Raw genomic sequence first — 13,192 nt, forward strand, 5'->3', positions numbered from 1 at the left:
AGCTTAGTTTCGTTGGTCCCGACGTTTGCGGATGGTCAAGCCACCAACTAAGACAACTAGAGATAACAACGCCGTGCCAATGACTTGAAGGCGCCGTTGTTGCGTTTGGCGATCACCGGTTTGTGGCAGTGCTGATATCACTTGTTGTTTGACGGTCTTGCTCGCGCCGGTTTGGGGCAAGGCGATGTTCTCATCTTTGTCTAGTCCGCCAGGTTCTTCAGCGTCATCATCATTTGGGTTACCATGATCATCACCAGAATAATCGTGATTGCTGCCATTATCAGGGTTCACCGGCCGGCTAGGATTACCTGGATCTGCTGGGTCTGTGGGGTCAGTTGAATCAGTCGAGCCATCCGGTTTGCTTGGGTCAGTTGGATCGGTCGGCACTTCTGCATGGTTCAAAGTAATGGTTGACGCTGATTCAATACTTAATTCTCCTAGAGTTGTTTCAACGGTATCACCGCCACGATATTTCAGTGTTGCCGAATCATCAGTCATCTCGCTAACGGTCGGTTCTGAGGCCAGTGTGCCATTAGCGGTTAACGCCAAGTTTGTGTTGACCGCGGTTAAATTGTCGATGCTTGCAGCTGTTGGCATCGTAATGGCCGAAACCGTACTCGTTTGGCCCGCTTCATCGGTCTCTGTCTTCGTTATATTATCCGGTTCAGCCACATAATAGAAATAAAAGTAAGGATTGTTACCGATATTCGGCGAACTACCCAAAAAATTATTGAAAAATTCGGTGATTGGATCTAGGGTCGTAAACGTATAATAACCACCAGGTCGGGCCGGGTTAGTGTTATCAGCATTTGTCCCCGGAACAAAGTAAGCCGCTAAATGATAAGTCTTACCATTGTCCACATAGGTCGACAGTAATTTTCGCCTAAAAACGCCCATCCATCGAGCTTTATCAGCTTCTTTTAGCTTGTAAATTGCATTGCCTTGTTCATCCTCAGTTTTTATTAAATCCGCTTTATTAATTATACCTAGATCGTTAGCGTCAAAAGTTTCCTGACCAATGTTCAAATTAACTAAACCCTCTGCCAGATCTTTCTCATCAAAAGGCTGACTGGCAATACTCTCTAAGCTCGACCCGCCGATCATATAAATCCCTTGCGGAAAAAATCTCACCCCCCTGTCACTGGTTTTTGATACCGTACCATCCGTTGACAGTTGGGTCCCATTGCTCAAACTAGTCTGGGCCTTTTCATTTGCGTCTAGATCAGGGGCATTAGTTGCAATGGTATTCATCAGCTCGTCATAAGCATTTTGAAAAGTATCCAGTGACTCCTTAAACGCACTGATACTGCTAGTGACGGTGTTTACATCGGTGTAAGTTGACGCTACTAAACGATCTTTTTCGGTGACAGCATTATTATAAGCTGTAATACTTGCCAAATAGTTGTTCACCAAAGTCTCATAACTCTTGCCCGCGGTTTGATAAGCTGCGCCGGTCGTCGATAGTTGACTACCAATGGCCGCCAATTGCGTGGTCAATAAATTCCAAGCCCCAGTTTCAGCACCAGCGTCAGCAGTCACCTGCCAAACCGCTTGCGTATTATTGATACCCGTCACATAACCATTGATCTCATTGACTTTTTGTTGTAAAGCCCGTTCGGCATTTTTCACGGCGACTAAGGCGTTAGCGCCAGCCATCGTCTGGTTGTTAGCGGTGAATTGCGTTTGCAAACTGTCATTGAAGGCTGTCAAATCTGGCAAATCGCCGCGTGCGGCGTTTTGACCAGTATTGTAGGCATCTAACGCAGCTTGATAAGCGTCTAAGGCATTTTTATACGTAGTTTGGCTCGTTTGTAGGGCCACTGTCGAACCACTTAATGCCGTTTGGGCGGTGGTAACACTTTGGCCTAAAGTCCCCAAATCCGGTATGGCGATATCTTCAGCCGCCTTCTCTTTTACTGCGGCTAAATACGCCGTATAAGTCTTATTCCAAGCATCGACTGTCGCCTGCAAAGTTGCTAGTTTGGTACTCAATTCTTTGGCTGTGCTGGCTAATTCGTCAGCGTCTTTTTCATCGGCAGAAGTGGCCGCATCATAGGCTTTTTGAGCTTTGATCGTTGCAACAGAGGCATCTTGTACCGCCTTGGCCTCTTTGATTTTAGCAGTATCTGCGGCGGTGATACCTGACAAATCAATATCTTGTAACGTCTTCAAAGCTTCATTGTATTGGGTGACTGCCGTTTGCCAAGCCGTCAAATGCTTCGTCACTTGGTCAGCTTTACCAGCCGTATTATCGTAGGCATTCTTAGCTGCGGTATACGCCTCTTTTGCGTTCAAATAATTTTTCACATCTTCAAAGGCTTGGTCGCTAGGATTCTTACCATCATCGGTTTCGCCGTCAGCGTTGGTTTGAACAGTTGGAATTTTGGTTGTTGCATTCTCGTTCTCATTATAAGTGTCCACTGCTGCATTGTAAGCCGCTAAAGCTTCGTCATAAGCGGCTTTCAACTCAGTCAAGTTAGTAACGGTCGTAGTCGTATTAGATTTATCGATCGCATCGTTCAAAGCCACGGCCGCTGTCTTCAAAGCCGTTTGCGCCGCATTAACGCCAGTAGCATTGTCGTAATTGTCAAGATTGTTTTGTAAACCCGCCAATTGCTGCTCAACCTGTTCCTTGTAAGCTTTGACCAAGTTGTCATAGTCAGCGATCGTGTTGCCTTTGCCATCCTCGCCTTGGGTTACTTTATCGACAGCGTTGGGCTTGCTGACGATCAACGCATCAATGGCCTTTTGGTAGGCGGCTACGGTGGCGTCAGTATCTGTGACGGAACCAGTGAAAGCATCTGCCTTGGCTTTGAAATCGTCCAAGGCGGCCTGCAACTTAGCCTGCCAGCCGTCGGTTTGTGTTAGCTTTTCGTCAGCCAATAATGCTTGCAGAACGGCTAAACTCTTGTTGGCGTCAGTAGCGGCCTTGTTTGCATTGTCCGTTTGGTCCTTGGCGTCAGTGTAGGTATTGTTCAAATCCTCCGCTTTAGTGGGTGTGGTGTTCGCATCCTCCGCGGCTGTTGGCGGTGTCTGTTCGCGGTCCGCGTTGTCATCAGCAACGCTCTTAGTTGTCGCATCGTCAATGTCATTATTGGTAGTCGTTGTGGTTTCCGGCGTGCCAAAAGAGAGCGAACCTGAATGATCAGTCGCTACTGCTTGATTCGTTTCAGTTGCTGTGATTGCCGACGGTGTCGCCACTGTGACAGTGGCCGCTTGCGCGTTTGTCGGTGTGATTGCCATGGACAGCCCTAAACTTAAGGCCGTAATGTTGGCGTAAACCCAGAATTTACCATCCTTATAAATTTTGTAACGTAAAACCGGTCGAACCCCCATGTTACTTTTTCTTCCGACTTGATTTTTCAAAGTAACCCCCCCAGTTCCTTGAAATGAAGTTAGATCAGAAATTATCTGGACATACTATCTACATAATATACTGCTAATATATCATAAATAATGCAAACTGCAAAAATATAAGTCTTATTATGTCCAAATAAAGCGACGTCTGTGCTCTTTCAGGAGGGATTCGCTGGATCGTCGCGCACAGGGTCAGAAGAAACCGAGTAGAGCTGTTCGGAAGGGCGGAGAAGTTACTGTGAGTCTGTAGTTGGGAGTGGGAGACTCGCTGGATTGTGGTCGTTATTATCGCGGTGAAGCTAGCCAAAAAAAGCACCACCACATTCAGTCAGTTGATCGTCAAACGACAGTGACTAAATGCGGCGATGCTTTTCAGTTTTTGTATTTTTAGATTTAAACGAGACTAGGACGACCGTACAGATAGCCCTGATGGATGTTGATGCCAAATTCGTGGGCCAACATCTGGTCGCGCTCATCTTCGACACCTTCGATGACCACATCCAAGCGATATTCGTAAGCTTGCTTCGACCAGAATTTCAAATATTCTGGAATCCGCTCGCCATCACCGCTTTCGCGCAAATTCTGCATGGCCAGTTTGATCTGGTCAACATAAGGCAGGAAATGCTTGATATTCTCGTAAGTATTCGAGCCAGTGCCCACATCATCCAGCACCAAACCGATGCCATACTGATGCAAGGTCAAGCTCAATTCCTTGACCTGTTGCAAGGTAGGCGCCTCCGTTAGCTCAATCATTAAAGCCGCCGGATCGATCCGTTTCTTCAAGGCGATCAACGAACCCAAAGTTAGGGGGTTGTTGACTTGATCAAGGTTGATATTGAACGCGAGCACCCGATGGTTGACCGCCGTTTTCAGCTGATTAACCGTTGTTTCCAACATTCGTGTTTGCTCCTGGATCGAAACATCATTGAAGTCTTTAGGCAAATGCCAGATATTACAATCCTTCTGGCGTAACAGCACTTCATAACCATATACGGAATTATCTCTTGCATTGATTTGTGGCTGGGCAAAAAACCGATACATCAAATCGCCTCCTCAGTCTTGGATTTGGTAGGGTCTACTTTGTAAAGTGGCAACATCTACTGTCCATTCTAGTTCATCCGCAATTAAACCGCAATTGAATTGCATGTTTATTCGTGGAATGATCTCGTCATTAAGTTTAATAAGTTTGTCCTAAATTATTTGAAAAAAACCTGCCCGATTCTTCATTTCGCGTCGAACTTGGCGATGCCGACCCGACTGTTTTGGAACTTTGTTGCAATCTATAAGTATATTAGTTGAAACGATTTATTAAGTCAATCACGAAATCGAACAAAATGAACAATAAAGCGATTTAATTCGATTTATTTTTTTGGATCATTAGATTTAGTCTGAGTAAGCGCTTTTGTTACGCTAATCACTTGGTCACCATAAATCCAGCGATACCATGCCCATTTGTGGAAGCGGTCTAGACAGAAACGACATCTGTTTTTTCGATGATTTGGCGGATGACTAAAGAACTGGTTAACTGTGACCATTAATGTTTTCTAATTGGTCTGGACATTTTTTGACCTTAGTCTGCTCGATGAGTTCTTGTGGCAGACACTCTTAAGTTCGCAATTGCGCGCTTCTTTCCCGGGATGCTTGAAAGTCGATTTCGCGGTGGCTTGTCTAAATACAAAACCACCCGAATCAAAAGACACTTGATTCGGGTGGTTGCAACTGGCACACATTGATTTAGTGGGCATCAACCTGGGTGCGCTGAGCTTACGGCTGAACAGGGTCAACTTGAAAAGCTGCATATTCTTTCAATTGCTGGGGCGACAAAGTGACGTTCAACTGAGTGCCGGTTTCCGTGTAGTCCTTCTGGTGAACGTTGGCGCTGGCTTCAAGTTCGGCCACATCCTTGGCGCGGTCGAAAGGTAGCAATAAATTGACGGTCTTATAATCGGCGAAGATGATCGAGGTGATCAATTTAGCTAACAATTTGATGGAGTCGGGATCTTTGGCAGAGTAAGTAATATCATGACCATCCAGTTCAGGAAACTTGGTGTCACCTTTAAGATCGGCCTTGTTGAAGGCATAAATCATGGGAATATCGCTGATGCCAATTTCTTGCAGGGTTTGGGCCGTGGTCACCATCATTTCCCGATAGTTCGGGTCGGAATAATCCACGACTTGGATCAACAGGTCCGCTTGGGCCGCTTCGGCCAAGGTGGTTTTGAACGATTCAATCAAGTTGTGGGGCAAGTCGCTAACGAAGCCGACCGTGTCACTCATGAGAAAGCGCTGATTCGTTGGTAATTGGATTTCGCGCACGCTGGTGTCCAAGGTGGCGAACAGCATGTTTTTCTCGAATACTTGCTTCTTGCTGCCAGCTACCCCGGAGAAAACTTCCAGTAGCTGGTTCAAAGTCGTTGACTTGCCGGCGTTGGTATAACCGACCAAGGCCACTTGCGGCAAGGCGCTATTACGCCGTCGCTCGCGCTTGGTTTGTTCTGTTTTCGTCATGGCTGCCAGCTGTTGTTTCAAGTCGCTGATCCGCTTACGGATCGTCCGCCGATTCAATTCGGATTTCGTTTCCCCAGCGCCACGGTTCATTAAACCGCCGCCGCCGCGTTGCTGGTCCAAAGTGTTGGCTGAGGGATGGATCCGCGGTAAAGCATATTGCAGCCGCGCGATTTCCACCTGTGCCTTGGCTTCACGCGTATGGGCCCGATCCGCGAAAATCTCCAAGATCAATTCCGTCCGATCAATAAAATGTAGTCCGGTGCGTTTCTCCAAATTGGCCAATTGCGAAGGCGATAGCTCATCATTGATGATGATCGTGCCCACGTCCAAACCTTGCGCCAATTCTTTGATTTCATTGACCTTGCCGGAGCCGAAGTAAGTTGCCGCGTCCACCCGGTCTAAATTCTGGGTGACCCGGTCGATTACCTCAAGATTATCGGCTCGCGCCAATTCGGTCAATTCGGTCATTGTGTATTCAAAGCTAGCCTTGCCGTGGCTCAGGCCGCCAATAATTACCCGCTCACGGGTAGGGATCGTTTGATAAGTTTCAGTCATAAAGCAATACCTCCTAGTTAAAGATAAGCATCTAGGCGAGGTTGACAGTCGGATTTTGGGCATAAAAAAGAGCCGACTCAAGCGGCTCCGGTAATTTTATCAATCAAAATAAAAGACCAAGGAACTGTCATCAATCGTGTGAATGCTTATTTAGTTGTGTTCGAGTTAAGTTGTTTTGGGGCGATTCTCAAACGCATTCTTGACAGTCCTTTCTTTTATAGATAAGTTCATCTTAACACGATTGTCCACCAGCGTAAAGCAGAAAAAACTGGTTGTCTTTGGCAGTGGGTGCTTGCTTGGGCTGAGGTGGGTTGTTCTGCAGACAAAAGTAATGTGTCCGCAGCTTGCGCTGCGAAATTCGGGGTGAGCTCGCTGTGGGCGCTGTTTTGAGCCAATCCGCAAAGTACGCGGCTTGTCTCAAAATCAGGCCTTGTCCTAAGCGGCAAAGCCGCCAAACGTGTTCGCCGACCTAGCTTTTTCCGCTTAGCTACGCAACTATTCCGGAGGCAAAGCCCAGCCTCCAAAATAGTTGCTAGGCTAATGCTCAGAAGCTACCCAGGTCGGCTCACACTCTCAACCATTTCACGGCGATCTCACCCCGAATTTCTCCGCTCCAGCCGCTCAACGTTATAACAGACGTTTGAGCGCTCACGCCGGCTGACAAGCTATGGCAAATTGATGGGGAACCACACAATTGACGACCGTGGTTAGTGGTCACCAGCTTAAAATTGGTGACACCAGGACAGTCTGTCTGATGAACTGAGGCAAGTTCTTGATGAATCAGTTGAGTCGGGTAGTTTCCGGCCATAATTTAATTAAATGAGTGAGATGTGCTGTTAGACCACCTAAATATCCAGACTGATTAATTCGTATCGGTTAATATTGCCGTACCATCAAAAAAAGATGGGATTGTTTTGACCTCTAGCTCGCAAAAGCACTTCGTCAAATCCTTCGCTTTGATTGCAAATAGGCTCAATTCTGCCTAGCAACCAGCTCCGCCCATGCGAAAATCCACGATTTACTAATCCTAATCAGTTGGTATTGCCGTACCATCAAAAAAAGATGGGATTGTTTTGACCTCTAGCTCGCAAAACCACTTCGTCAAATCCTGCGCTTCGATTGCAGATAAGCTCAATTCTGCCTAGCAACCGCCTCAGGACGTGTGGCTCAGCGGTGAGATTATTCTTAGCGATTTATCGCTTAGAATAAGGCTCGATTTGAAGACAAGCCGCTGGGCTTGCGGATTGGCTTCAAACGATGCCCCTGTAATTAAGCACCGAGCTTCGAATAGAGGTCGCCACCGAAATACCCACAAACGATCCAAGTAGGAAAGTTGCATCGCCGGAATAAGAACCCTATACTGGAGACGTACAGTTTAGAATCGTTAAAATCTGGCAAGAATCCTTAGGAGGTTTGTTTTAATGACTAAAAAAGTTGTTATTGTCGGTGCATCCCATGGTGGGCACCAATCGATTTTGGAATTATTGAACCGCTATGATGATGTGGAAATCACATTATTTGAGGCGGGCGATTTTATTTCGTTTATGTCTTGTGGCATGGAACTGTATCTGGAGAACAAAGTCACTGACGTTCATGATGTGCGCAATTTCAGCCCAGAAAGTTTCCCTGAAAATAACGTGCATATTCTAAGCAATCATTTGGTCACGGCGATCAACACCACAGATAAAACCGTGACCGTCGTTGATCAAAAGACGCAGGCGACCACAACCGTTCCTTATGATAAATTGATTTTAAGCTCTGGGGTCACACCGAAATCGTTGCCGGTTCCTGGCGCTGATTTGCAGAATGTTTACTTGATGCGCGGCTTGGATTGGGCGACGAAGATCAAGGCTAAGTTGGAAGATCCCGCAGTTAAGCATGTGACAGTCGTTGGCGCCGGTTATATTGGGATCGAAGCAGCTGAAGCCAGTCGCAAGGCGGGTAAATCGGTCACGTTGCTGGATGTGATCGAGCGGCCATTAGGGGCTTATTTGGATCACGAAATGACTGATATTTTGGCGAAGCACTTGGATGAAAAAGGTGTTCAGGTGATCACGGGCGCCAAGATCCAGGCCTATCTGGGCACAGACCATGTGACGGCTGTGCAAACGGACAACGAAGAGATCGCCACCGATTTGGTGATCCAAGCAGCTGGGGTTCAACCGAATACCGCTTGGTTGCAGGGCACGGTTGCTCTGGATAGCCGGGGTTGGATCAAGACCGATGAGTATCTGCGCACTAATGTTCCCGATGTTTATGCGATCGGCGATGCGGTGCTGGCGTATTCGATCCCCGCGGCGCAACCAATGCCGATTGCTTTAGCGACGGTCGTTCGCCGGGAAGCCCGCTATTTGATTCGCCACCTTTTTGAGAAAATCCCTAGCGCGCCGTTCAAGGGTGTGGTGGGCTCTTCGGCTTTGAGTGTGTTCGATTACCATTTCGCGACTAGTGGGTTAAACACCACAACGGCGGCTAAGGCCGGGGTTGCGGTCAAAACATCCTTCTACCAAGATTGGTTACGGCCGGCGTATGTGCCAGTGGGACCAGACAATCCGGAAGTTTATGTTCAATTGTTGTTTGATCCAACCAGCCATCGTCTGCTGGGCGGCGCCGTTTTATCAACTTACGATATTACCGCCCAAGGCAATGTTTTAGCGTTGGCGATTCAGCAGGGCTTACGCCTCGAAGACTTGGCTGAGGCAGATTTCTTCTTCCAACCAGGCTTCGATCGCCAATGGAGTTTGTTGAATTTAGCCGCGCAACACGCGTTAGGCGAGCACAAGTTCTAGTCGCTCAAAACAAATGATTTGAATAAAAGAAGACCAACATCGCAAAGCACGCGCCGCTGCGAGGTTGGTCTTTTTTGCTGGCTTTTGGCTGAAGTGGGTCGGGAAAATGTTCGGGCGCTGGTTTCCCAGATGGTATGGGCAAATGGCCTAGGAAGATCCGGTCTAGTGAGAGTCAATTTAGCGAGGCGCCAACTTGATTTGCGCTTGCAACATTGGCGTGTAGTACCGTTGATAGCCGCGGGCGTTCAAGTGAGTCCCATCGCCATCTTGGGGATGACTGCCAGAATTATAAGAAAAGCGCGCCGCCATTTCAGGATTGAAGGTGTTGATCTGCCCGGCGCCGTAAATATCGATCACTGGCACGCTCCACTTGCGGCAAAGTTGCGCCGCCATTGCCTGCACCTGATCCTGCCGCGCTAGCGGAATCGCCGGCATATGGTGCACCGCCACAAAATAACGGGGCGCGAAAGGATATTTCGCCTGCATTTGCGCCAGCACATTTTCGAAACAGCCGGCGTAACTCGCCAGGTCGAAACTGGTGACTTGGTAATCCGCGGCCGGTGCGCCTAAAGGATAAAGTTGATCGACATAATTGAGCGCATCATTGGTCGTCCCGTCAAAAACAATCAAATCAGGCGCAGCAGTTGGCGCCTGGGCCAATTGACGCGCCAAATCGGGGATATGATTTTCGCTGGCCCAAGTGTGATCGCTGGGTTTGGTGGGAATCATTGTGGCGCCATTTACCGCGAAATTGTGGAGTGTCAAATGCTCGCGCTGAGCGAAATCGTCAAGCAGTCCAATTCTCAACTCGTGACCGGCAATCAAGGAATCGCCGAAACCATATAGTGTTCGCTGCTGTACTGTCATTGTCAGAAAACTTCCTTACTTGTGATAAATTGAAAAATTTTGAATTAAAAATTTTGAACTAAAATATTTTGAATTGAAAAGTTATACATTGGAATGATTGGCTTTAGTGACCAAGCACGCTAACTATTGCAAGGGCCGCTTGGAACAATCAATGTGTGCTGAGTTTCAGGCGCTAGCCTGGCCTAAAGCGTCATCGTGCCAGTGCTTGTTGTATTTTCCGGCCGTAATTGTCGGGCCAACCAGTCGGTAATGTAGGCGATGACGCTTGGTTGGAACCAGTCAGCGGAACCATGCCCCGCACCAGTTAAGGTCACCGCTTCGGCGGCGACGCCTTTTTCTTGCAGCGCTGTTGCCATTTGCAGACTTTGAACCGGTGACACGAAATCGTCCGCGGACCCGTGCATCAATAGGAACGGGTTCAAACCTGATTTGACATAGGAAATTGGACTGGCTTGCGCCGCCAATTGGGGCACGGCGTTGATCGCGTTAGTCTGATCGCTGCCCAAGGAGACCCCATTGACCAACAAGGCTTCCGTGGCCGTTGGCGTGTCATGAAAAGGCGCGACCAAACCAGCGCCGATATTTCGTAAATCACTAATGCCATAAAGTGACACCGTCGCCGCGACCGTGGTTTGCGCCGCCGCCAGTTTGTCAGCGATGAACAGCGCGCTACCACTTGTTGTTCCCAAGAATTGCGCCAGATAGCCGCCAGCTGAATCACCTAAAACAGCGATTCGCCGGGGATCGATCCCGAATTCCTGGGCATGCTGGTGTAAAAATAGTAACGCGCTTTTCCCATCATGGACTAACGCCGGAAATTTATCAGGGATCACCCGATATTCGGCGGCCGCGACGACCATCCCGCGTTCAGCCAAAGCGAGGCGCAACTGAACTAATTTATGGGCCTCAGCTTCGATAAAGCCACCGCCAGGAAAGTAGAGGACAGCCGGTTTGGGTTCGGGCGTGCGCGGGATCAGTAAGCTCATTTTCAAATCGCGGTAATTGCTATCCGCCGCGTTCTCATATGTAATGTCACGGGTCTCGTCAACTAAGGGCACGGTCAACGGCACCGCTGGTAAAACTGTCATGGCAAAAACCTCCGTTTCGGTTTGGGCTCAGTTTATCTGAGGTAGAACTCTTATATTGTAAGCGTTTTGAGAAAACAGGTCAATCACGAGAGTGTGAACCGACCTGGTTAGCTCCTGAGCATTAGCCTAGCAATTGTTTTGGAAGCTGTATTTTGCTTCCGGAACAATTGCGTAGCTAAGCGCAGGGAGCTGGGTCGGTAAACACGTTTCAATGTCGGCCGCAGTTTGCGCTGCGCGTGGCGTTGGTGGTTGGCAGATGTGGTAGGGCTCCAGGTCGGGCTGGGGGTGGTGGAACGCTGCGGGCACGACTTGAAGCTTTTCGGAAAACCGCCGAAAATCTTCAAGCTCGGCCTTATTGTAGGCGATAAATCGCCAACAATAATTGATTCAGAGTGAGAGCCGACCTGGGTAGCTTCTGAGCATTAGCCTAGCAACTATTTTGGAGGCTGGTTTATGCCTCCAGAATAGTTGCGTAGCTAAGCGGAAGAAGCTAGGTCGGCGAACACGTTTTGCGGCTGACTCACCCCCAGCCCGACCTTCCGCCAGCCAACGAACAGCCAACGAACAGCCCACCAACGCCCGCTCCGCTCCACCTGCTCAACGTTACCATAGTCATTTGAGCACTCACGCCGACCGGCAAGCTATCGTCAATTGATTGGGAACCACGCAATTAACGACCATGGTTAGTGGTCACTAGCTTTAAATTGGTGACACCAGTACAGTTTGTCTGATGAACTAAGGCAAGTTCTTGATGAATCAGCTGGATCGGTCGGTTTCTAACCAGGGATCGTTAAGGAAACAAGTAGAGATGTTCAACCTACGCAAACTGTACCAACCTTCTAATCCAAATCCGTTGGTGTTGCCGTACCACCCCACAAAGGGCGATTGTTTTGACCTCTAGCTCGCAAAACCACTTTGTCAGATACCCAACTTTGATTGCAGACAAGCTCAATTCTGCCTAGCAACCGCCTCAGGACGTGTGGCTCAGCGGTGAGATTATTCTTAGCGATTTATCGCTTAGAATAAGGCCTGATTTTGAGACAAGCCGCCGGGCTTGCGGATTGGCTCAAAACGACGCCCACCACGTTCCAGTCCGTAACACCCGCCAACACCTGCAATTAAGCGCAACGACATTCTGTCATCGGCCCAAGGACCTAGCCAAACCTTACGATGCTGTTAGTTCAACCTAGGTTTTGTTAGTTGAAGCGAATGACCCGGTCGCGGTTCCTTGCTATACTTGGTAACGAAATAAGGAAACGGAGGAAGTAAGCGTGACAAATGAAGTCGTAACAGTCCAACACCTAGTTAAAACATATGGTAAGGGTAACGAAAAGAAATTTACCGCTTTGAAAGATATTGATTTTACCGTTGAGAATGGTGAATTTGTGGGGATCATGGGGGCGTCTGGCTCCGGGAAAACGACGCTGTTGAATATTTTATCCACCTTAGATAAACCAACTAGTGGCGAGGTCCGGATCAATCAGCAGGATCTGACCCAGTTGAAGGGCAACCAAATGGCTGATTTCCGTGGCCACGAGATCGGATTTATTTTCCAAGATTTCAACCTGTTGGAGAATTTGACCGCGGCGGAGAACATTGCTTTGCCATTATCTTTGCAGGGCGTCGCGCCGAAGCAGATCCAACCTTTGGTGATGAAAATCGCCAAACGCTTGTCGATCGAAAGCGTGCTGGATCATTATCCCACCGAATTATCCGGTGGGCAAAAGCAGCGCGTGGCGGCGGCGCGGGCGTTGGTGCATCAACCGACGATTTTATTTGGTGACGAGCCAACCGGGGCTTTGGATTCCAATAGCGCCCGGGAATTGTTGGAAACCATGTCCAGTTTGAACCGGAACGATCAAGTGTCGATTTTGTTGGTGACCCATGATCCTTTCTCGGCCAGCTATTGTCAGCGGATCTTGTTCATTAAAGACGGCGAGATCGGTTCCGAGTTGCGCCGGGGCGAACGCGATCGGGCGGCGTTTTATCAAGAAATCCTTGATAATCTAGGCACCTTTACAGAATAGG

12 protein-coding genes are annotated in these 13,192 nt (G+C 48.4%); 3 read left to right on the forward strand and 9 right to left on the reverse strand.

From position 1 onward, the window contains the following. Positions 1 to 3: 3 nt before the first annotated feature. The 6 genes from EKM94_RS07465 to EKM94_RS07490 all read right to left on the reverse strand — a co-directional run bounded on the left by EKM94_RS07465 (position 4) and on the right by EKM94_RS07490 (position 7,759). Entirely contained in the window at positions 4 to 3,366 is a 3,363-nt protein-coding gene (locus EKM94_RS07465) for a KxYKxGKxW signal peptide domain-containing protein (RefSeq protein WP_125599839.1), read from the reverse strand. Positions 3,367 to 3,750: 384 nt separating this feature from the next. Further along, positions 3,751 to 4,398: an EAL domain-containing protein gene (locus tag EKM94_RS07470; RefSeq protein ID WP_125599842.1), complete on the reverse strand. Its 648-nt coding sequence runs from the start codon at positions 4,396 to 4,398 to the stop codon at positions 3,751 to 3,753. 723 nt (positions 4,399 to 5,121) lie between these two features. Next, positions 5,122 to 6,420 (reverse strand): GTPase HflX, encoded by a 1,299-nt coding sequence (gene hflX / locus EKM94_RS07475; protein WP_125599845.1) that lies wholly within the window; start codon positions 6,418 to 6,420, stop codon positions 5,122 to 5,124. Between the two features lie 227 nt (positions 6,421 to 6,647). Further along, positions 6,648 to 6,875 (reverse strand): hypothetical protein, encoded by a 228-nt coding sequence (locus EKM94_RS07480; protein ID WP_125599848.1) that lies wholly within the window; start codon positions 6,873 to 6,875, stop codon positions 6,648 to 6,650. A 110-nt stretch (positions 6,876 to 6,985) separates the two neighbouring features. After that, positions 6,986 to 7,228, reverse strand: coding sequence for a hypothetical protein (locus tag EKM94_RS07485; protein WP_125599851.1), 243 nt, complete (start codon positions 7,226 to 7,228; stop codon positions 6,986 to 6,988). 345 nt (positions 7,229 to 7,573) lie between these two features. Then, a complete protein-coding gene (locus tag EKM94_RS07490) occupies positions 7,574 to 7,759 on the reverse strand; it encodes a hypothetical protein (protein ID WP_125599855.1) in 186 nt (61 codons plus the stop codon). An 82-nt stretch (positions 7,760 to 7,841) separates the two neighbouring features. Here EKM94_RS07490 and EKM94_RS07495 point away from each other — a divergent pair, with 82 nt between their 5' ends. Further along, on the forward strand, positions 7,842 to 9,209 hold the full coding sequence (locus EKM94_RS07495) for an FAD-dependent oxidoreductase (protein WP_125599858.1): 1,368 nt from the start codon (positions 7,842 to 7,844) through the stop codon (positions 9,207 to 9,209). A 177-nt stretch (positions 9,210 to 9,386) separates the two neighbouring features. On the opposite strand, the gene EKM94_RS07500 is transcribed toward EKM94_RS07495, so the two are convergent. The 3 genes from EKM94_RS07500 to EKM94_RS12390 all read right to left on the reverse strand — a co-directional run bounded on the left by EKM94_RS07500 (position 9,387) and on the right by EKM94_RS12390 (position 11,834). Beyond that, positions 9,387 to 10,076 carry an SGNH/GDSL hydrolase family protein gene (locus EKM94_RS07500; protein WP_125599861.1) on the reverse strand — a complete coding sequence of 230 codons (690 nt, stop codon included), beginning with the start codon at positions 10,074 to 10,076 and terminating at the stop codon, positions 9,387 to 9,389. 182 nt (positions 10,077 to 10,258) lie between these two features. Next, positions 10,259 to 11,164: an alpha/beta hydrolase gene (locus EKM94_RS07505; RefSeq protein ID WP_125599864.1), complete on the reverse strand. Its 906-nt coding sequence runs from the start codon at positions 11,162 to 11,164 to the stop codon at positions 10,259 to 10,261. Positions 11,165 to 11,684: 520 nt separating this feature from the next. Then, a complete protein-coding gene (locus EKM94_RS12390; protein WP_164511151.1) occupies positions 11,685 to 11,834 on the reverse strand; it encodes a hypothetical protein in 150 nt (49 codons plus the stop codon). A 307-nt stretch (positions 11,835 to 12,141) separates the two neighbouring features. Here EKM94_RS12390 and EKM94_RS07510 point away from each other — a divergent pair, with 307 nt between their 5' ends. Then, positions 12,142 to 12,354 carry a hypothetical protein gene (locus EKM94_RS07510; RefSeq protein WP_125599867.1) on the forward strand — a complete coding sequence of 71 codons (213 nt, stop codon included), beginning with the start codon at positions 12,142 to 12,144 and terminating at the stop codon, positions 12,352 to 12,354. An 81-nt stretch (positions 12,355 to 12,435) separates the two neighbouring features. After that, complete coding sequence (locus EKM94_RS07515; protein ID WP_125599870.1) at positions 12,436 to 13,191, forward strand: ABC transporter ATP-binding protein; 756 nt, start codon at positions 12,436 to 12,438, stop codon at positions 13,189 to 13,191. The last annotated feature ends 1 nt before the right edge of the window (position 13,192 follow it).

It is taken from the genome of Lapidilactobacillus achengensis (assembly GCF_003946655.1).
GTDB lineage: Bacteria > Bacillota > Bacilli > Lactobacillales > Lactobacillaceae > Lapidilactobacillus > Lapidilactobacillus achengensis.